The 21,331-nt window shown below is 46.4% G+C and carries 20 protein-coding genes and 1 pseudogene; 20 read left to right on the top strand and 1 reads right to left on the bottom strand.

The window, feature by feature from the left end; genetic code table 11:
- The first annotated feature begins 37 nt into the window (after nt 1-37).
- The 13 genes and pseudogenes from EYA81_RS08715 (at nt 38) to EYA81_RS08660 (ending at nt 16,683) form a co-directional block, all read left to right on the top strand.
- Nucleotides 38-526, top strand: coding sequence for an HU family DNA-binding protein (locus EYA81_RS08715; protein WP_131225640.1), 489 nt, complete (start codon nt 38-40; stop codon nt 524-526).
- Nucleotides 527-684: 158 nt separating this feature from the next.
- On the top strand, nt 685-1,125 hold the full coding sequence (locus EYA81_RS08710; RefSeq protein ID WP_131225639.1) for an N-acetylmuramoyl-L-alanine amidase: 441 nt from the start codon (nt 685-687) through the stop codon (nt 1,123-1,125).
- A gap of 122 nt (nt 1,126-1,247) precedes the next feature.
- Entirely contained in the window at nt 1,248-1,349 is a 102-nt protein-coding gene (locus EYA81_RS19190; RefSeq protein ID WP_005825315.1) for a smalltalk protein, read from the top strand.
- A 174-nt stretch (nt 1,350-1,523) separates the two neighbouring features.
- Nucleotides 1,524-4,961 (top strand): hypothetical protein, encoded by a 3,438-nt coding sequence (locus EYA81_RS08705; RefSeq protein ID WP_131225638.1) that lies wholly within the window; start codon nt 1,524-1,526, stop codon nt 4,959-4,961.
- Between the two features lie 12 nt (nt 4,962-4,973).
- Entirely contained in the window at nt 4,974-8,273 is a 3,300-nt protein-coding gene (locus EYA81_RS08700) for an RHS repeat-associated core domain-containing protein (protein ID WP_242672420.1), read from the top strand.
- 11 nt (nt 8,274-8,284) lie between these two features.
- The gene (locus tag EYA81_RS08695) at nt 8,285-8,677 is read left to right on the top strand and encodes a DUF3997 domain-containing protein (protein ID WP_117965026.1); all 393 of its coding nucleotides are present in this window, start codon (nt 8,285-8,287) and stop codon (nt 8,675-8,677) included.
- 173 nt (nt 8,678-8,850) lie between these two features.
- Nucleotides 8,851-9,213 carry a hypothetical protein gene (locus EYA81_RS08690; RefSeq protein WP_131225637.1) on the top strand — a complete coding sequence of 121 codons (363 nt, stop codon included), beginning with the start codon at nt 8,851-8,853 and terminating at the stop codon, nt 9,211-9,213.
- The gene (locus EYA81_RS08685) at nt 9,150-11,462 is read left to right on the top strand and encodes an RHS repeat-associated core domain-containing protein (protein WP_227201799.1); all 2,313 of its coding nucleotides are present in this window, start codon (nt 9,150-9,152) and stop codon (nt 11,460-11,462) included. The genes EYA81_RS08690 and EYA81_RS08685 overlap by 64 nt, the downstream gene beginning before the upstream one ends.
- Nucleotides 11,428-11,958 carry a hypothetical protein gene (locus EYA81_RS08680; RefSeq protein WP_118931273.1) on the top strand — a complete coding sequence of 177 codons (531 nt, stop codon included), beginning with the start codon at nt 11,428-11,430 and terminating at the stop codon, nt 11,956-11,958. The genes EYA81_RS08685 and EYA81_RS08680 overlap by 35 nt, the downstream gene beginning before the upstream one ends.
- 62 nt (nt 11,959-12,020) lie before the next feature.
- Nucleotides 12,021-13,826: an RHS repeat-associated core domain-containing protein gene (locus EYA81_RS19915; RefSeq protein WP_117976560.1), complete on the top strand. Its 1,806-nt coding sequence runs from the start codon at nt 12,021-12,023 to the stop codon at nt 13,824-13,826.
- A 12-nt stretch (nt 13,827-13,838) separates the two neighbouring features.
- Complete coding sequence (locus tag EYA81_RS08670) at nt 13,839-14,246, top strand: NTF2 fold immunity protein (RefSeq protein WP_051642902.1); 408 nt, start codon at nt 13,839-13,841, stop codon at nt 14,244-14,246.
- A 270-nt stretch (nt 14,247-14,516) separates the two neighbouring features.
- A pseudogene (locus EYA81_RS19565) lies at nt 14,517-15,842 on the top strand (RHS repeat-associated core domain-containing protein); the annotation flags it as partial.
- A gap of 568 nt (nt 15,843-16,410) precedes the next feature.
- Complete coding sequence (locus EYA81_RS08660) at nt 16,411-16,683, top strand: hypothetical protein (RefSeq protein WP_009037544.1); 273 nt, start codon at nt 16,411-16,413, stop codon at nt 16,681-16,683.
- A 327-nt stretch (nt 16,684-17,010) separates the two neighbouring features.
- On the opposite strand, the gene EYA81_RS08655 is transcribed toward EYA81_RS08660, so the two are convergent.
- Nucleotides 17,011-17,409, bottom strand: coding sequence for a DUF2809 domain-containing protein (locus EYA81_RS08655; RefSeq protein WP_117601091.1), 399 nt, complete (start codon nt 17,407-17,409; stop codon nt 17,011-17,013).
- Nucleotides 17,410-17,557: 148 nt separating this feature from the next.
- Here EYA81_RS08655 and EYA81_RS08650 point away from each other — a divergent pair, with 148 nt between their 5' ends.
- The 7 genes from EYA81_RS08650 to EYA81_RS08620 all read left to right on the top strand — a co-directional run bounded on the left by EYA81_RS08650 (nt 17,558) and on the right by EYA81_RS08620 (nt 21,324).
- The gene (locus EYA81_RS08650) at nt 17,558-17,746 is read left to right on the top strand and encodes a hypothetical protein (RefSeq protein WP_009037546.1); all 189 of its coding nucleotides are present in this window, start codon (nt 17,558-17,560) and stop codon (nt 17,744-17,746) included.
- 73 nt (nt 17,747-17,819) lie between these two features.
- Nucleotides 17,820-18,407, top strand: a complete 588-nt coding sequence (locus EYA81_RS08645; RefSeq protein WP_117601092.1) for a TIGR00730 family Rossman fold protein — start codon at nt 17,820-17,822, stop codon at nt 18,405-18,407.
- Entirely contained in the window at nt 18,404-19,135 is a 732-nt protein-coding gene (locus EYA81_RS08640; protein WP_117601042.1) for a DUF4271 domain-containing protein, read from the top strand. The genes EYA81_RS08645 and EYA81_RS08640 overlap by 4 nt, the downstream gene beginning before the upstream one ends.
- A 4-nt stretch (nt 19,136-19,139) precedes the next feature.
- Entirely contained in the window at nt 19,140-19,892 is a 753-nt protein-coding gene (locus EYA81_RS08635) for a uroporphyrinogen-III synthase (RefSeq protein ID WP_005834069.1), read from the top strand.
- A 135-nt stretch (nt 19,893-20,027) separates the two neighbouring features.
- A complete protein-coding gene (gene rnpA / locus EYA81_RS08630) occupies nt 20,028-20,444 on the top strand; it encodes a ribonuclease P protein component (RefSeq protein ID WP_022400586.1) in 417 nt (138 codons plus the stop codon).
- Nucleotides 20,441-20,662 carry a membrane protein insertion efficiency factor YidD gene (gene yidD / locus EYA81_RS08625; protein ID WP_005831056.1) on the top strand — a complete coding sequence of 74 codons (222 nt, stop codon included), beginning with the start codon at nt 20,441-20,443 and terminating at the stop codon, nt 20,660-20,662. The genes rnpA and yidD overlap by 4 nt, the downstream gene beginning before the upstream one ends.
- On the top strand, nt 20,659-21,324 hold the full coding sequence (locus EYA81_RS08620) for a TatD family hydrolase (protein WP_117881053.1): 666 nt from the start codon (nt 20,659-20,661) through the stop codon (nt 21,322-21,324). The genes yidD and EYA81_RS08620 overlap by 4 nt, the downstream gene beginning before the upstream one ends.
- The last annotated feature ends 7 nt before the right edge of the window (nt 21,325-21,331 follow it).

Raw genomic sequence — 21,331 nt, 5'->3', positions numbered from 1 at the left:
TTCAAGACAAACTATTAATTTTTAAAACAAAACTACTATGCCAGTAATTTACAAATCATTTCAGTCGGTTCTTGCCAACAAAGAGGGCAAGAAGCTTTTCTATCCCCGCGTGGTGCTGACGGGGAATGTGGACACCGAGCAGGTGGCCAAGGAGATTGCGGAATTGTCTTCCCTCTCTACGGGTGACTCGAAGAATGTCATCGACAACCTGGTGACCGTGATGACTCGCCACCTGCAGTCTTCCGAGAGCGTGACGCTGGACGGTCTGGGTACTTTCCGCCTTACGATGAAGTCCACCATGAACGGTGTGGAAGACCCTCTGAAGGTATCGGCTACCCAGTCCACGCTACGAGTGCGTTTTCTGCCCACTTCCAAGCGTAATCTGGACCATACGGTGTCTACCCGTTCGCTGGTGACCGGGGTGAAGTGCGTGCGCTTCGACCTTCAGGACACGGCAGGTTCGGGCGGCAACGACGACGGCTCGGGCGGTAACGACGGTGACCAAGGTGAAAATCCGTTGGGATAAGGCCATTTACGATTTGACGATTTACGATGTACGATTGAAATTCGTACTGCTAAATAACCGCGCCTATGCAGGCATTTATGATACGAAAAGTAATCGTACATCGTAAATCGTCAAATCATAAATTACTAATCTTCAATCATTAATCACTAACTAATCTTATGCGAAAAATCAACTACATCGTGGTGCATTGCAGCGCCACGCGGGAGGGCCATGCGCTCACTCCCGAAGCTCTGGAGGCAGAGCACCGCCGTCGCGGCTTCCGCACGACGGGCTATCACTACTATATCCGGAGAGACGGTACCGTGCTCGGAACCTGTTCCCTGGAACTACCCGGTGCGCATTGCCGCGGTCACAACAAGTATTCGGTCGGCATCTGCTACGAAGGCGGACTGGATGCCATGGGGAATCCGAAAGATACCCGCACCCCGGAGCAGCGTTCGGCACTCCGGCTGCTGGTACACCAGCTGCTGAAGCAGTTCCGGAATGCCCGTGTCTGCGGCCACCGCGACCTGAGTCCGGATTTGGACGGGGACGGAACGGTGCAGCCACGGGAGTGGGTGAAGCAGTGCCCGTGCTTCGAGGTTAGTAAAGAACTTTAATCCCCCCCTAGGACTCCCTGAAGGGGGAGGGGGATAGTCCTGAAGATTGAGCGCGCGCAGGATTGGCGGGAGTATTCTCCTTCCCCTTTAGGGGAACGAGGGGTCTAAAAACACAGAACATCATGAAAATAAGTAAAGAAACTTGGAAAGACATCCTGAAAATTGTGGGTACTATCATCGCTACCATAGCCAGTGTGCTGGGGGTGCAGGCGATGCCGCTCTGATTTCCCGGATGACAACTACCCCGCTTACAGCTTGGTATACAAAGCTACCAAGTGGGGCAGTTTTATGAAAAAAAACAGAAAGCATTCGTTCAAGTTTCGCAAGTCCTCTGTTGAAAGTCAATTATTGGACTTACGAAACTTAAGACTTTTACTCATCAGGAAATACAAAAAAACATGAAGCGAACAATTTATATCCTATTTTGCTGCCTATGGTGTGCAATTGCCACGTTTGCGCAGTCAGACAATATTCTTATCTCTAATGTGACTCCACCTTCCCCTCATGCACAAAGCATGCTGAAGGCAGGACATTTTCCGGTGTCCGGCTATACAGGGGTACCGGATATTACCATCCCCCTCTATACCGTCCAGTTGAAAGATTTTTCCTTTCCCGTCTCTCTTTCCTACAATGCCTCGGGCATCAAGGTAAATGAGGAGGCCACTCGGGTAGGGCTGGGCTGGACATTGAATGCCGGCGGAGTTGTGACCCATACCGTGAGAGGACGTTATCAGGACTTCTGCGAGTGGGCCTATTTCAATGACTCCCCGGATAACCAGCTCCAGGACATTGCGGGCATCTATCATATCGACACTTATCTTACGCAGGGAGCCGGCACTTCCTTGCCGTTCGCTCTACCCCAAGGTATGACCCATGAAATGCTGTACAGAGCTTTGACGAGCGATACTTATGCCAGTTGTGGCGGTACGGAACTGGCTCCTGATGTCTTCCACTATCACTTCTTGGGATATTCGGGAAAGTTCATATTTTCTCACTCGGGCCACATAGTGAAGGAAAGAGAAGACAATGTGCGGATTACGCCTCTTACGGAAAACGATGCTATGGGCCATCCCAAACTGGCCGGCTGGGTCATGACCACCCCCGATGGCACTGAATACCGTTTTGAACAGACTGAACAGACGTTTTTCACAGACCGTCCGCGTGCAGAAAGCTATTCCAGTGCTTTCTACCTGACGCGGATAAAGACAACGGCCGGAGCAGTGGTTACATTCGGCTATAAAACCAGGGATTTCCATTTGGCTTCTTTTGCCAATATTCAGGACAGTCGGATGGAACAATATATCACCACGGATATGGCTTATTACAAGGTGGCCTATCTGGATAGAATCAGTTATCCCGGTGGCAGCATTAGTTTTGAGTATGCCACAGACCGGTTGGACTACAGTCCGGAAGTGCGCTTGTCGGCCGTTCGCATCAACGACGCTGCGGGCAACAATCTGAGCAAGTGGGAGTTGATTCAGGGATATTTTGTTTCCAATGCCAACACTGGCTTCGATGTGCCCACCCTTGACGAACTGAATCGCAGGCTGCCTAACAGCGCTTATTACAACTCCACATGGAACAACAAGATGTTTACGAAAGACTGGAATACCAAAAGACTGAAACTGACCGGACTCAAACATACGGCAAGCAATGTGGCTTCACCGGAAGTCTATTCCTTTTCCTACAACGAAGCCGCTCTACCCACCAAGTTGTCGGCAGCTCGTGACCATTGGGGATATTATAATGGTGCGGCCAACAAAAGTCTGATTCCTGCCTATTGCTGTAACAGCAATCAAAAGTCTGATTCCGTCATTTTGGAATATGGAGGCAGTGCCGATCGCGAACCCAACCCGGCATTCGCACAAGCATTCCAGTTGAGGCGGGTGACATATCCGACGGGGGGAACGGCGGAATTCACTTATGAATCGAATGTATACAAGACGAATGATTTTGAACAAGACCCCTATAAAAAAGATTTGATGTACCGCGTACAAGAGGTGGTATTGTCTGCCAGCCAGCAGCAGGGAATGAACAATATCCCTTTTGCCACAACCTCATTTACCATCTCCAAAAACAATCAGCCTTTTCCTCTTTCTTTTAAGATGCTGACTGATCATACGCTCTATAGCGGCATTACCGAGTTGGAAATAAGCATCCGCAGGAGTGTGGACGACAAATCCCCTTTGTGGAAATACAATTATAATTCGACCAGGTTGCCTGACCCGCAGCATACCAGGCGTGACACCCTGCTGACCAACTATTGGGGCAATATCACGCTGCCTGCCGGCACTTATGTTCTTTATGTAGGTGGCTCGCTGCTGAAACAGCTGAAGTCTATTGAGGCGTTAGGAAAACTTGTCACTTACCCTGATGACTATATAGCCACCCATCCTTACAGCACGGGTGGAGGTCTCCGGGTGAAAGAAATCTGTCACCGGGAAGCAGACGGCAAAGTGCTTCATACCAGAAAGTATCATTACAGCACAAACAGCTCGTTTGCCGACTACTATACTTCCGGCCGTCTGATGGCCTATCCCCGCTATAGGAAGGATTACCGTTCTACCGGCATCAATGGATTCCGGGAGGAAGGCTATTCCGTGGGATACAGCACTGTCTATACAGAAGACTTTGACAAGGATGGAAATAAGATCGGTCTGCAGGAATATCACTACCTGAACACTCCCGACAAGCACTTGTGCTACAGCTGGTGGGACGACAGCCTTCCCTACGGTACGGGCATGAAAGCCAAAGACGAGAACCCGCAGGGAGTTGGAGCCTATAAATATTCAGAAAACGGCACCTTGCTGAAAGAGGCGGTATATGCCTGCAAGAACGGCAGTTACGCCAAGAAGTGGGAAACGGTTTATGCATATGGCGGCTTGGGTGATGGACCTTACATAATATGGGGTATCCAGAAGGCTCCCATACTGGCAGGCTCGCGTGAAAACTCCTCCGGTTGTTACGAAGAAGATGCCATGAAAACCCTTGTCGACATTTATGGCTCGTATGCTGCCGGTACATTGAACACCAAGGTTCCCAATGGCTATCTCTATCCTGCCATCCGTCCTATGCAGCAGATGCTGGACAAGAAGGTGGAAACATTGTATGAAGAGAATGGGCAGTTCACCCTCGTGACCATTTATCAGCATGATCCGGTTCACTTTTTGAACACCTGCGAAATCATGATTTCGAATGGAGATACGTTGAAGCGTACGGAGTATACTTATCCGTTTGACAGACAGACGGATGCCGCAATGAAACGGCTGACTGACGACAACCGCATCGCGGTACCGGTGGAGGTAAGGGAGAAGTCGGACGGCAGCCTGAAACAAGTCTCTCATGAGTATGCCTTGTTCGGCAGCACACCGCGTCTCTCTGCCGTCAGGCGGAACACCGGTACAAACGGAAAGCTGGAAATGCGCATGACTTGCCACAAATACGACAGCTACGGTAATCCTCTGTATGTCTCTGCCGATGGAACCGGAAACATGGTTTTCCTATGGAGCTACCAAGGCATGTACCCGGTGGCAAAAATCGTGAATGCCACGTATGAAGAGGTAAAGGCAGCCCTGGGCACCGCTCCCGAATCACTGTCCTCCTCTTCCAGTCCCGATACGGCACTGATAGACGGACTGAGGACGAAATTGGGCAAGGCGCATGTCACCACCTATACCTATAAACCCCAGGTGGGGTTGCTGACAGAAACTTCTCCGGCAGGAACAACCACTTACTACGGATACGACAACTTCGGCCGCCTGTCAGAAGTCTGGATGCTGGAAGGACTGTCCAGAAAAGTGCTTCAATCCTATGAATATAATTATGTCAATCCCTAAAACAACATGGCTATGAATAAGATTTTAAGATATATACTATTGATATTCGCTTTGGGCATCTCTTTGGAAATGCAGTCTCAAAGCTCCGGTCCGGCAACGGTCTCGTTCAGCAAGGACAAGAATTATGTGGCTACGCTCACTCCCCGCAACGGGGTTTCCTCCGTGGCTTGCAACAACGGGACAATCAGCAATTACGAAAGCGGCAACGTGCAGGTTTCCATCTGTTACATGGATGGATTGGGACGCCCGGCGCAGCAGGTGGAATACCGCACTTCGCCTGCGGGAAAGGATCTGATAAGCATGCAGGAGTACGCTTCCCTTGATGTGCCGGAAAAGCACTGGCTGCCGGTGGCTTTCAGTGCGGGCGGGGCATATACCGCCCCCTCCTCTGTCACGGCACAGGCACGGACGAACTACGGCGACACCGCTCCTTATGGCATGTCTTCCTATGAGGAACCCATACACCGACGCGTCTGTGAGGAGTATGGTGCCGGCCAGCTGTGGCACGACAACCGGAAGCGTGTGCAGACAAGCTACCTGACCAACAGGACGGGCGACAACCGGCTTGACTGCATCCGCTACAAGGTAGGGGGTGTCGGGAGCGGCACTGCATTGGTGCAATCCGGCAGCTATGCTTCGGGAGAGCTCAGTGTGGTATGCACCACGGACGAGGACGGGAACGTTTCCTACCTGTTTACCGACAAGCTGGGACGTATGGTATTGCAGCGCTGGGTCATTGGAAGCGACAACCACGACACCTACTACGTCTACGACAACCGGGGCAATCTCCGCTTCGTCCTTCCCCCGCGCATCCGGGACGAGGGAATCTCACAAGACAAGCTGGATGCACTGGCCTATTGCTATCGGTACGACAGCCGTGACCGGTGCGTGTGGAGGAAGCTGCCCGGCTGTGATGCCGTGCGCTATGTCTACGACAAGGCCGACCGTCTGATTTTCGTGCAGGACGGCAACCTGAAGGGACAAGGCAGATGGCGCTTCACCATTCCCGACGCTCTGGGCCGTACAGTGCTTTCCGGGCTCTGCTCGGACACCCTGCCGGTGGTCGGAAGTCCGGTAGAAGCGGAGTTCACGGGCAGCGGAAGTTATAAGGGATATGCCGTGAAAGTGGGTGGAACCGTCCGTGAACTTTCCGGAAGCAGGCTGCTCACTGTGAACTACTACGACAACTATGACTTTCTTGGCAAGAACGGTTTTCCTGCCTATGCCTACGACAGTTCCATGGAGTCCTCCGGATACGGCACCAAATTCGATGCCCGGGGAATGCTTACGGGCAGCGTGACGGTCTTGGCCGGGGACGGCGCCGGACAGCTTTACAGTGTGGTGTATTATGACCGCCGTTCACGGCCCGTCCAGCGGCAAGGTTCCAATTCCCTGGGAGGCAAGGAAACGGAATACACGGCCTATAACTTTACCGGCCAGCCTACCAGGTTGCGCCATGTTCATACTGCCCAAGGCAAGGCTGTCCGTACGGAGGTCCGTACATATTCCTATGACCATGCAGGCCGGTTATTGACGGTGAAGCACAAGCTGGATGCTTTGGGAGAGGTTACGCTCGTGAACAATGTCTATGACGACTTGGGGCGTCTACAGTCGAAGTCGCTGCATGGCAGTGCCGTCAACAAGCAGACCTATGCTTACAACATCCGCAACTGGCTGACGGGGGTCAGCGGAAGCAAGTTCACGCAGAATCTGTATTATAACACCGGAAACGGAGTAGCGAAGTACAACGGCAGCGTCAGCAGCATGACTTGGAAGGCAGGCAATGAAAGCACCGTCCGCGGCTATAAGTTCACCTACGACGGTCTGGATAGGATGCTGAATGCTATTTATGGGGAAACGGCAGGCATCAATACGAATGCCAACCGTTTCAGCGAGAATGTGACGGGCTATGACAAGAACGGTAACATCAAGGGATTGCAACGTTACGGGCAGACCGGAGCTTCTGCCTACGGCCTGATAGACAACCTGACTTTTACGCTGAAGGGCAATCGGTTGAACCGCGTGGACGATGCGGTAGCGGTTTCCACTTACAACGGCGGCTTTGGTTTTAAGGACGGCGTGAAGCAGGCGAATGAATACACTTACGACGCTAACGGGAATTTAACTAAAGATTTAAACAAGGGAATTACCAACATATCGTATAATTGTTTAAATTTGCCAAGTGTGGTGACGTTCAGTGACGGAAGTACAATTACCTATACCTATGGAGCTGACGGCACAAAGCTAAGAACAGTCCATAAGATAGGCAGCGCTACCACCACTACCGATTACTGCGGAAATGTGGTCTATGAAAACGGAGTGCAGAAGATGCTTCTTACCGAAGAGGGCTATGTCAACCTGACCGGAACTCAGCAGTATCACTACTATCTGAAAGACCATCAGGGGAACAACCGGGTAGTTGTCAACCAGTCAGGCACTGTAGAGGAAACGAACCATTACTATCCCTTCGGAGGGGTATTTGCAAGTACTACGAATGTCCAGCCTTATAAGTATAACGGCAAGGAATATGACACGAAGAAAGGACTGAATTGGTATGACTATGGAGCAAGGCATTATGATGCGGTACTGGGACGGTTTACGACTGTTGACCCTCTGGCGGAGAAGTATTATTCGATAGGGATGTATGCATATTGTAGTAATAATTCCGTACGCTATATTGATCCGACAGGTATGTCCATAAGTCCGATTTATGACGAAGAAGGTAAGTTGATTGGTACAGATGATGAAGGTCTGCAAGGAGAGGCCATTATTATGAACAAGTCAAACTTTAAACAAGGCATGTCTCATGAAGAGGCACTAAGCCATAGTTTAGGGTATAATGGATTGGCAGATGAAGAAGCGCGCTCTAACTACTTGGAGAGTTATACAAGTCTTAAAGACAGACCGGATTATGATGGATATTTGACCTTGGAGGAAGCTAATAAATGGTATAGGGAAGGGAAAGGACAACCTCTATTCACATCTTTAGCAAAAATAGATTTATCAGGGATATACTCTTTAGGAGAAAAATATGTGAGAGAAATAAAAAGTTTTAATTTATTGTTGCATAGTGGCTCCTTAAATGATGGATTAGTATACGGAAACGTTACTTTAAAACGATATCCGAATCATTCAGTAAGAGCTTTTTCTGATAAATATGATTTTGAAATGCACAATGGTCGGAATCCATTGAATTGGGGAAGAAATATAGAAACTATTATAGGAAATAGGGTTGCAGGAAGGGGACAACCATATGAAATAAATATTTATGGAAGTGCTAAACTGACACCATTTTTACCTTGGATAAAATAATATGAAGAGATATGAAAAAGGGATGTATTGTTCTACATTTGCTTTGTAGTTTATTTATTCAAAGTTGCATTTCTGATTCTATTAAGAACTTAGGAAATGGATATTTTTATAGAGATGAAGGAGAGAATATAAAAGATATTCTTTGTCAAAATTCCAATGGTGGAGAAATACCGGCAACTGTACTTGACTATATCTATAACGATGAATATATTATTGCAAAACAGAAGCCTAAATATCCTCAAGAACCTTTATACAAAAGAAAATATGAATATGGAACAAACGATAGTTTATTCTATTGGATAATTTTAAAAACAAACGATGTTGTATTGGGACCTTTGAGTTGGCAAGAGTATTTGGATATGAGATTAAAATACCAAATACCAATTGAGCTATCTTTGTACTGATTTTTTGTCGCAGCGGATGTTCTTCATCCGCTGCTTCTGAATATTAGAATCTCCTGCTTCGATAAGCCAAATGATTCCCTGCTTATATTGCCCCATCTCTATAAGCAGGGAATTTTATTTCATACCTGACGAACGTTCCGGGCGGAGCTTTATTGAACCGCATAGCCTATAAAGTGAACGGGACAGGTAGGAACGCCACGCTTTCCAAATCAGGGAACTGCTCTTCGGGCAATCTTTACATTGTGCGCACCACGGACGAGGACAGGAACGTTTCCTGCCTATTCACCGACAAGCTGGGACGTATGGTATTGCAGCGCCGGGTCATCGGAAGCGACAACCACGACACCTACTATGTCTACGACAACCGGGACAATCTCCGTTTCGTCCTTCCCTCGCGCCTGCGGGACGAGGGAATCTCACAGGAAAGGATGCACTGGCCTATTGCTATCAGTACGACAGCCGCGACCGCTGCGTGTGGAGGAAGCTGCCCGGATGTGATGCCGTGCGCTATGTCTACGACAAGGCCGACCGTCTGATTTTCGTGCAGGACGGCAACTTGAAGGGACAAGGCAGATGGCGCTTCACCATTCCCGACGCTTTGGGCCGTACAGTGCTTTCCGGCCTCTGCTCCGAGCCCCTGCCGGTGGACGGAAGTGCGGTGGAAGCGGAATTCACGGGCAGCGGAAGCTATAAGGGATATGCCGTGAAAGTGGGTGGAACCGTCCGTGCACTTTCGGGAAGCAGGCTGCTCACAGTGAACTACTACGACAACTATGACTTTCTTGGCAAGAACGGTTTCCCCGCCTATGCCTACGACAGTTCCATGGAGTCCTCCGGATACGGCACCAAATCCGATGCCCGGGGAATGCTTACGGGCAGCGTGACGGGCTTGGCCGGGGACGGCGCCGGACAGCTTTACAGTGTGGTGTATTATGACCGCCGTTCACGGCCCGTCCAACGGCAAAGTTCCAATTCCCTGGGAGGCAAGGAAACGGAATACACGGCCTATAACTTTACCGGCCAGCCTACCAGGTTGCGCCATGTTCATACTGCCCAAGGCAAGGCTGCCCGTACGGAAGTCCGTACATACTCCTATGACCATGCAGGCAGGTTGTTGACGGTGAAGCACAAGTTGGATGCTTTGGGAGAGGTTACGCTCGTGAACAATGTCTATGACGACCTGGGCCGTCTACAGTCGAAGTCGCTGCATGGCAGTGCCGTAAACAAGCAGACCTATACTTACAACATCCGCGGCTGGCTGACGGGGGTCAGCGGAAGCAAGTTCACGCAGAATCTGTATTATAACACCGGAAACGGAGTAGTGAAGTACAACGGCAGCATCAGCAGCATGACTTGGAAGGCAGGCAATGAAAGCACCGTCCGCGGCTATAAGTTCACCTACGACGGTCTGGACCGTCTGCTGAATGCTATTTATGGGGAAACGGCAGGCATCAGCACGAATGCCAACCGTTTCAGCGAGAACGTTACAAACTATGACAAGAACGGCAACATCAAGGGATTGCAACGTTATGGGCAGACCGGAGCTTCTGCCTACGGCTTGATAGACAACTTGACCTTTACCCTGAACGGTAATCGGTTGAACCGTGTGGATGATGCGGTGACGGCTTCCACTTACGGTGGAGGCTTCGAGTTCAAGGACGGCGTGAAGCAGGCGAACGAGTACGCCTACGATGCGAACGGCAATTTAACTAAAGATTTAAACAAGGGAATCACCGGAATATCGTATAATTGTTTAAATTTGCCGAATGCAGTAACCTTCAGTGACGGAAGTACAATTACCTATACTTATGGAGCTGACGGCACAAAGCTAAGAACAGTCCATAAGATAGGCAGCGCTACCACCACGACGGATTACTGCGGAAATGTGATCTATGAAAACGGAGTGCAGAAGCTTTTGCTGACGGAAGAAGGCTATGTTACTTTGAGCGACAGCAAGTATCACTATTACTTGAAAGACCATCAGGGTAATAACCGGGTAGTCATCAACCAGAGCGGCACGGTAGAGGAAACGAACCATTACTATCCTTTTGGAGGAGTGTTTGCAAGTGCAGGCAGTATTCAGCCTTATAAGTACAACGGCAAGGAGTTTGACAATAAGAAGGGTTTGAATTGGTATGATTATGGGGCGAGACATTATGATGCTGCGTTGGGAAGGTTTACGACGAATGACAGGTTTGCAGAGAAGTATTATTCGATGTCACCGTATCAGTATGGGGCGAATAATCCGGTAAATAACATAGATGTGAATGGAGATACAATTGTTGTAAATCCTAATCCTAATGGCTTGATAGATAATGTGAGAATGTTTTTTGGATTTGATACCAAGTATCAAAAGGACGTGAAAGCAGATTTGCAGCAACTTAAGAAGGATGATAAGGAAATTGGTGAGATGATTATTGAACTGGAGAAAAGTAAGAATGTTCATTCAATAACAAGGACTAAACGAGGAAAGTCTAATTCTTCAGGATTTGATAGAGAAAAAGCTAAAAAAGACATTCCGCAAGGAAGCATTATAAATTATGACCCTGATGTTAAAACGGATATTAATGGAAATCATCGGACACCAAGAATTGGTTTAAGCCATGAGTTACAGCATTCGTCGGATGTAGATAAAGGTATTATGTCTTATGAAAATATAGGAAATGGAATACCCATGAGAGAAATTCGTGCTATTAATACTGAGAATAAAATTAGAAAAAGAACAGGAGATGCAAAAAGAACGGAATATCGTGGAAGGAAAATACCCCAAAAACTGTTGGAATAAGATTATCCTTATGTTGGGTATTAATCTCTTATTTGTAATGTGTGTACATAAAACAAGTGAGAGGTATGAAGATATGTTTGTTGATTCTACTTGGCAAAGTCCTTTTGTTGCAATGAATATAGAATACAAAGATAGTGTATATTCGATAGTTCCAAGAGAAGGAGATATGTACCTATTTCTGAATGATGGGGTAGCTAATAAGAAATATCGATATGAACTTTTTCCAATTTTATTAGAACAGACATTGGGTATAGACAGCATTACATTTTGTTCACTAAAGGAAATGGACTGTATGGTAACTCCACAGCCATACATAGATTCAATTTATAAAGGAAAAGTAGAAAATCTTATTTCTTTGCTTTTTAATGAGAAAGGTGTACTTTCTGTTGGTTTGTCATATCCAGAAGAAAAATATTTGATTTATTTGTTATTTCATCATGGAGTTTATCTTAATACAGATTGCGAAACTGGAGTTTTGTATATCTTAAATAAATAAGTATTTTATATTCTTGAAATAATCTATTTAATTGCTATCCTAACATCAGATATTACTATATCTTGCATGTTAGGATAGTTTTTTATTTACTTCCCGCTTCCGGAAAGACTACAAGAGAGGAAGTATACACTTACAGCTACGACTATGCTGACAGGGTGAGCAAGGTGGAGCATACATTGGGAGGCAGCAAGATAACCCTCTACGACTGCGATTACGACAAATTCAGGCGATTGTACACCAAGTTGCTGCACGGTTCCGCCACCAACAAGCAGTCGTACACTTACAATGTTTGTAGCTGGCTGACGGGAATCAGCGGCACACGCTTCACACAGAACTTATACTACAACACGGGTGTGGGTACTGCGAAGTACAACGGCAGCATCAGCAGCATGACCTGGAAGTCCGGGAACGAAAGTACAGTCCGCGGTTACAAATTCACTTATGACGGTCTTGACAGAGTACTGAACGCTACCTATGGCGAGACAGCAAGTATCAGCACGAATGCGAACCGCTTCTCGGAGAACGTTACGGGGTATGACAAGAACGGCAATATCAAGGGATTGCAGCGTTACGGGCAACTCTCTTCAACCTCCTACGGCCTGATAGACAACCTGACTCTCACCCTGAACGGCAATCAGTTGAGCTGTGTGGAGGATGCGGTGAGTACCGCTGCATACGGTACAAACACTGCCTTTGTGAACGGTGCAAGCGTCGCAGGGGAGTATGCCTACGATGCCAATGGTAATTTAACAAAAGATTTGAATAAGGGAATTACCGATATTCAATATAATGTATTAAATTTGCCCAGTACGGTATCGTTCAGTGATGGTAGCACAATCACCTATACTTATGGTGCTGACGGCACGAAACTGAGAACAGTCCATAAGATAGGTAGTACAACCACAACGACTGACTACTGCGGTAATGTGATCTATGAAAACGGTACTCAGAAGTTGTTGCTCACCGAAGAGGGTTACATCAACCTGACCGGTACCCAGCAGTATCATTACTATCTGAAGGACCATCAAGGTAACAACCGTGTAGTAATCAACCAGTCAGGTACTGTGGAGGAAACGAACCATTACTACCCTTTCGGTGGTGTGTTTGGCACTGCAGGCAATACCCAGCCTTACAAGTATAACGGTAAGGAGCTTGATACGAAGAAGGGTTTGAACTGGTATGATTATGGGGCGAGACATTATGATGCTGCGTTGGGAAGGTTTACGACGAATGACCCGTTGGCGGAGAAATATTATTCGATGAGTCCGTATACTTATTGTGCCGATAATCCGGTAAAGTTCATAGACCCAAATGGTATGGAATATGCTCCTGGTGATCTGTTTAAGACTAAAAGAGCAGCAGCTAAAGATTGGGGTATGTATTATAATGGTGCATCTATTATACGTAAACGTGAAATGGGCTCTTCTATTTATGAAGTTAAGCAAAAGGGAAAGCTAAAGGGATATTCTTATAGTGCAGCCAATGAAGGAGAGCACAGCGTATCTATAAGCTTACCTCCTAACGGTGAGAGATTTGTAGGATCGATTCATTCGCATGGAGACGCGGACGCAGAGCATATAAATAATAAATTCTCAAAAGCTGATATAAAATATATTGAGAAAACAAAAGAAAATGGTTATTTGGCTACGCCGAGTGGCGATTTGTTAGAATATAATCCTTATAGTAAGAAAACATCAATAGTGACTAGTGATCTTCCTAGTGATCCCAAAGATCCTAAACGAAAGAATAATATTAATCCGAAAGATATTCCTGCTGAAAAGGGTAAACAAAGAATGAAAGAATTGCTACAAAAGCCAGATTTAAACATTCCTGTTAGCCAGAGAGAACATATTCATTGGGTATTTTAAAAAGATAGCAATATGTATAGGACTTATTTTTTTGCTTTAATGCTATTTGCGATGTCATGTACAAACAGTACATCGAAGGTCGGAGAAGATCAACAATCATCTCAACAGATTGAGTATGTAATGAATGATAGTCTCTCAACAGATTTTTATACTGATATGAAAAGCTATGTTCCTGCAGAGGGATTTATACCTACAGCGGATATTGCAGTAAAGATAGCGGAATGCGTACTATTGGAAATTTATGGAAAGGAAAGTATAGAGAAAGAAAAACCTTTTTCTGTTAACTTGGTAAATGGAATATGGGTAATAGAAGGGCATATTCCTAATGGAAATGATAGTGCGCTGACTTTCTGTGGACAATCTTATGTGGAAATAAGAAAAAGTAATGGTGAGATTATAAAGCTTTTGCATACTAAATAAAAAATATTACTCTAATATAAGTTGCCTTTTTTCAATGAGATTTATTTAATTACTATCCTAACATCAGATATGCTATATCTTGTATGTTAGGATAGTTTTTTAGGTCTATCAAATGATGTAGGTCATGCAGGACTACATCCGTACTCTCCGGATGCTTAACAGCACGGGCACTTCCTATCTGGATAACATTTCCTATATGTATTATTTGTACGACAGTCTGGGACGGCTGACCCTGCAGGGGGGAATCCTTCTTCCAGTCCTACCGTGCTTGTGCAGAACAACTTGCTCAGTGGCTACGACATCACAAGTACGGTTTATACTTTCTCCAACAAGCCGTCTGGTGTGACACATACACATACTGCCAGCGGAAAGACCACGCGCACGGAAGTATATACCTATACCTACGACCATGCGGACAGAATAAGCAAAGTGCAGCATAGTCTTGGCAGCACTGCGATTACTCTGTACGATGCGACTTATGACAACTTCGGTCGTTTACTGACCAAGCAGTATCACGGTACGAGCACCAACAAGCTGACTTATACCTACAACCTGCGTAGCTGGCTGACGGGAATCAGCGGCACACGCTTCACGCAGAACCTGTACTACAACACGGGTGTGGGTACTGCGAAGTACAACGGCAGCATCAGCAGCATGACCTGGAAGTCCGGGAACGAAAGTACAGTCCGTGGTTACAAATTCACTTATGACGGTCTTGACCGGATGCTGAACGCTACCTATGGCGAGACAGCAAGTATCAGCACGAATGCGAACCGCTTCTCGGAGAACGTTACGGGTTATGACAAGAACGGTAACATCAAGAGTTTGCAACGTTATGGCCAGACTGGTGCCAGTGCCTACGGCCTGCTTGATAACCTGACTTACACATTGACCGGTAATCAGTTGAGCTGTGTGGAGGATGCGGTGAGTACCGCTGCATACGGTACAAACACTGCCTTTGTGAACGGTGCAAGCGCCGCAGGGGAGTATGCCTACGATGTCAATGGTAATTTAACGAAAGATTTGAATAAGGGAATTGCCGATATTCAATATAATGTATTAAATTTGCCCAGTACGGTATCGTTCAGTGATGGTAGCACGATTACCTATACTTATGGTGCTGACGGCACGAAACTGAGAACAGTCCATAAGATAGGCAGTACAACCACAACGACTGACTATTGCGGTAATGTGATCTATGAAAACGGTACTCAGAAGTTGTTACTCACAGAAGAGGGTTACATCAACCTGGCCGGTACCCAGCAGTATCATTACTATCTGAAGGACTATTAGGGTAACAACCGTGTAGTGATCAACCAGTCTGGCACTGTGGAGGAAACTAACCATTACTACCCTTTCGGTGGTGTATTTGCCACTGCAGGCAATACCCAGCCTTACAAGTATAACGGTAAGGAGTTTGATACGAAGAAGGGTTTGAATTGGTATGATTATGGGGCGAGACATTATGATACGGCGTTAGGAAGGTTTACGACTAATGACAGATTTGCCGAGAAGTATTATTCGATGTCTCCGTATCAGTACGGGGCGAATAGTCCGGTTGTTAATATTGATGTGAATGGAGATAGTATTAGAATTTGCACTGAAACTCAGTCCTTTGGTCACACATGGATTAGTGTTGGTGAAGGATCTAATATGACTGTTTATAGCTACGGACGATACAATGGAACTAATAAAGGGCCAGATAGAAGCTCTAATTCTTTAGGAAATGGTTCCGGTGTTCTTTTAAAGTTAATGGGGGATGAAGCAAAAGCTTACAATGACAAAAAAAGCAGCTGGTGGAATGTCTGTATTTGTAGTAACAGATGTGGCAGATGAAAAAGTTGCTAATATTTTAGACGAAAAGTTTAATTAATATGTCAACTACAATGCCAGATAATCCTAAAAGTGATTATTATAACAGTTCTTCTGCTCGTATTATTGATGAATATAAGCTGACAAGTAATAATTGTACAACAATGGTATCTGACGTGTTGAATAAAAGTGGGTCAAATGCTCTGAAAGGGACAAGGCTACAACAAACAAGTAATTTGGGAACATGGACTACTATTCCTATTGTCAACAGATTTGTTCTTCCAATATCAATGCAGAATCATTTAGTGAGAATATCCAAACCAGGAGGGTAGTTTATAAAACAAGATAGATTATGAAATGGCTTAGAATTGTGTTTGTTGCCACATCAATAATTCTTTCATTATTAATTATATACGCAATTATTAATTGTGAAATTAGTTATAAATATGAGATTGAAAATCGATGTGGGGATAAGATTGATATCTTATGGGTTGAGGAGTGGCTAAAAGAAACGATTAAAGTGTGGAAGTTTTTTCTATGCTATGTAATCATTAATATCTTTTATTTAGTAGCTTCTCTTGTCAATAGCCGTAAATCTTCAAAAGAAAAATGCAGTTTATCATAAACAAACGCAGTCTCTTTTGTATTGATAATTAGGCCGTCTTGCCTTGATATGAATTGACTATTTTTATCGTTATCCTAACATCAGATATCCCATATCTTGCATGTTAGGATATTTTTTTGTCATATAACAGTCATACCATTTCTAATGTTGTAACTATCCTCCGTGCCGGGCTACACCCTTTTTTGCAGATGGCTATACCATCGCATAGAAAGGGTGTAGCCATCCGGAGTAAAAGGTGTAGCCTCGTGAAATGTGTCCTACGAATGCTTTTGGCGGGGATAATAGCGGCTTGCATAGAATCTGTGTTCCTTTGTCCGCGTCTTGTTTTTATACTGCTTCATCCGAAGAAGAAAAGGAAGCGCAAGAATCTACGGTGGCAGATAACATTACCCCGACAGTATAACATATCATATCCGACCATAAAAATCCATGCCCGAAGACCAATGCTCCGAGCGTGGTGTTTCGTATGGCATTCGCCCAATCGACCTGGTATAATTGGCTGATTTCTATGCAATAAGAAAACAGTAAGGAGATTGCGGCCACTTTGAGTATGGATGCCGAAGGGAAGAGAAAGCGTAATCCCCAATAGACCATAGCTGCCCAAAGTGTATCGCCAATATACTCTGCAATAAATTTAGGCAATGCATTGCCATATTTCCGGGAAGCAAGTCCTGCCAATATGATGACGAAAGTGACGGTTAAGTAAATCCAACGTTTGTATTTCACATCATGATGTTTTAGGTCCATTGCAAATTTATGGAAAATTGACAGATATGAGTGAGAAGGAAGAGCTTTTTCGTATTTTTTCCTATCGAACGGTCTGTGTAAGGCTATAAACAGAAAAGCAAATGAAGGGCAATACTATGACACGTATATGGCCAAAAATAACTATTGGTACAGCATGCATGAACTGAGCCGCATGGACGATGAAACAGGCGACCCCTTGCCGGGTGACCGGAGACTTGCACCTATTCCCGTCGGATTTACCGTTCGGAGCGGTGGCACCCAATGGCTGTTCGAGAACAGCGTCCGCACCACAAATCCGGAAGAACTTTGGAAATAAGACTCTCTTGTTTCAAATCTCCCCGAAATCATGTACCTTTGTGGCGATACCTAAAAAAGGGTGTGGCAAGATGATGAACAAGATAAATTCCGTATGCGTATATTGTGCTTCGAGCACAAAGATAGATTCCGTTTATTTCGATGCAGCCCGTGAGTTGGGCACTCTGCTGGGGCAGCGGCAAATTCGCTTGATTAATGGTGCGGGAAATATGGGACTGATGTCCGCTGTGTCCGATGCGGCACTCCGGGCAGGGGGAGAGGTGACGGGCGTCATTCCCCGCTTCATGGTGGAGCAGGGATGGCATCACACCGGACTTACCCAACTCGTGGAAGTGGAAAGCATGCACGAACGGAAAAAGACAATGGCCGACTTGAGCGATGCCGTCATCGCCCTGCCCGGTGGTTGCGGCACCCTGGAAGAACTGCTGGAAATCATCACTTGGAAGCAACTCGGACTGTATCTGAACCCGATTGTGATACTGAATGTCAAGAACTATTTCGACCCTCTGCTCGATATGCTCCGGCAGGCGGTGGACGAAAACTTCATGCGCGTGCAGCACGGTGCCATCTGGCATGTGGCGCAGACACCGCAGGAAGCCGTGGAACTGATATATACCACTCCCTTGTGGGACGCCTCCATCCGTAAATTCGCTGCAATATGATAGGGCTGTTGATGGCTTGGGCAGTAGTGGGGACGGAGGGGATTCCTATTCCATATTCTCCGAGAATGGACGATGGCATCACCGTGGTCCTTTTGTGCTGTTTCTTTCTGTCGGCCTATGTCTTGTCACGCAGCCGCAAGTTCCTGCTGCAACTGGTGAAGGATTTCCTGCTTCATCGCGAACGTACCAGCATATTTGCCACTTCCACAGCCGCCGATATGCGCTATCTGCTGCTGCTCATCCTGCAGACCTGCATCCTAGCAGGCGTCTGTATCTTCAACTACTTCAATGATATACAGCCGGAACTGGTACACCATGTGCCGCCGGGACTTCTATTGGGGATTTACATCGGTATGTGTCTTCTCTATTTGTGCTTGAAGTGGATGCTTTACTCTTTTCTGGGTTGGATTTTTTTTGACGAAAGTGTTACAACGCTATGGCTTGAGTCCTATTCTACGCTACTTTATTACTTGGGATTCGCCCTTTTCCCGTTTGCTCTGTTCATAGTCTATTTTGATTTGAGTTTGCAGCTGACGATAATAATCGGATTGATTTTAGCCTTTTTTGCTAAAATATTGATGTTATACAAGTGGTTAAAGCTTTTTTGTAACAATTTATATGGCGGTTTACTTTTAATTTTGTACTTTTGTGCCCTTGAAATCATGCCTTGTTTTGTGTTATATCAAGGTGTGATGCAGCTAAACAGTTATTTGATAATAAAATTTTAGGACGTTGAAAATTAAGAAAGTACTTGTGTCGCAGCCGAAACCGGCATCAGAGAAATCTCCTTACTACGACATCGCCGAGAAGTATGGTGTGAAAATAGATTTTCGCCCATTTATCAAAGTGGAGAGCCTTTCAGCGAAAGAGTTCAGACAACAGAAAATTTCGGTCTTGGATCATACTGCCGTTATTTTTACTTCGCGTCATGCTATTGATCATTTCTTCCACTTGTGTACAGAATTGCGTGTGACAATTCCCGAAACAATGAAGTATTTCTGCGTGACGGAGGCCGTTGCTCTGTATATCCAAAAGTATGTGCAGTATCGTAAGCGTAAGATTTTCTTCGGAAACACCGGGAAGATTGACGATTTGATACCTTCCATTGTTAAGCATAAGACTGAAAAGTACTTGGTACCAATGTCGGATGTACACAATGATGACGTGAAGAATCTGCTGGATAAGAATAAGATTCAGCACACGGAAGCTGTCATGTACCGTACTGTCAGCAATGACTTTGCTGCAGATGAGGCTTTTGATTATGACATGCTGGTGTTCTTCAGTCCGGCAGGCATCAGTGCCTTGAAGAAGAATTTCCCTGATTTTGACCAGAAGGAAATCAAGATCGGAACATTCGGCTCTACCACTGCCCAGGCAGTCCGTGATGCCGGACTTCGTCTTGACCTGGAAGCTCCCAGCGTGCAGGCACCCTCAATGACGGCGGCGCTTGACATGTTTATCAAGGAGAATAATAAAGGAAAGTAAAAAGAGAGAAATAAAGAGAGAAATAAGGATTAGGGATTAAGGATAAAGGATGAAAGAACCTATTCACCTCCACCTCCTTTATTCTTTATCCCTAATCCTTTATCCCTAATCCCTAATCCCTAATCCTTGTTTCTCATGCCAAATACCTTGCGTAAGTCCGAACGGTTGGACAAGAAGAAAGTGATAGAGAAGATGTTTGCGGGCGGCTCACGCTCGTTTTCGGTTTTCCCTTTGCGTGTGGTGTATCTGCCGGTGGAGGAGCTGGAGGCACCCGTTTCCATTCTTGTAAGTGTTTCGAAACGCCGTTTCAAGCGGGCGGTGAAGCGCAACCGCGTGAAACGCCAGATACGTGAAGCCTACCGCATGAACAAACACGGACTGCTGGCCGTGCTGACGGAAAAAAAGTGCCGTCTGGCCGTGGCCTTTATCTATCTTTCGGACCAGTTGGTAGACTCTTCTGTCATTGAGGACCGTATGAAGACAGCTTTGGCACGCATTGCCGAGAAGGTAGCGGCAAATGCTGAAGCCGAGCAAACTCCGCAGGTGTCATGAAGCGTCTGCTTTCATATCTGCTGCTGCTTCCCATCTATTTCTATCAGAAGTGCATATCGCCCATGATAGGGCCTTCATGCCGTTTTACCCCCACTTGTTCGCAATATGCGGTGGAGGCCATCAAGAAACACGGACCTTTCAAGGGGTTTTGTCTGGCAGTAAGGCGCATTCTGCGCTGCCATCCCTGGGGAGGTTCCGGATATGATCCCGTTCCATGAATATTCCAGTAGACATACATACACACCGGTTTCCGCAAGTACCCGGAACTGCCATTGCAAATTGCTATCCCGAAACGTTCTCTCCACAGAGCGGCGGATGGTATTCGGTGGGGATACATCCCTGGCATATAGGTCGGAGTGGAGGTGAACACTCTGGAGTTGAAGGTGCTGTGGCTAGCAGGGTGTGCGGCCTGGAGGAGTTAGTGCGTCATCCCCAAGTACTTGCCGTGGGCGAAGCCGGGCTGGACAAGCTGGCAGATGCTCCGATGGATTTGCAGGTGGAAGTGTTCAGACACCAGGCATGTTTGGCAGAGGAAGTGGGAAAGCCGCTGGTGATTCATCTGGTGAAGGCGGTTGATGAACTGCTGAAGGTGAAGCGGGACTTGCGCCCGTCGAATCCGTGGATAATACATGGTTTCCGTGGCAAGGCGGCGCTGGCGGAGGAATATCTGAAACATGGCTTTTATCTTTCATTCGGGGAGAAATACCAGGAAGCAGCCTTGTGCCGGGTACCTGCCGACCGGCTGTTCATCGAAACGGATGAAAGTGAAGTTTCCATCGGGGAATTGTATGCACGCGCTGCCGAAGTGCGCGGCATCTCTCCCGAGGAGCTTGGAGAAACACTCCGGAGAAATGTCTGCAAAGTCTTTTTTAAACCCTAAGAGTTGT

Source organism: Bacteroides sp. A1C1 (assembly GCF_004328515.1).
GTDB lineage: Bacteria > Bacteroidota > Bacteroidia > Bacteroidales > Bacteroidaceae > Bacteroides > Bacteroides uniformis.
Note: the sequence above shows the minus strand (reverse complement) of the source record. Positions and strands in the feature narration are given on the sequence as shown.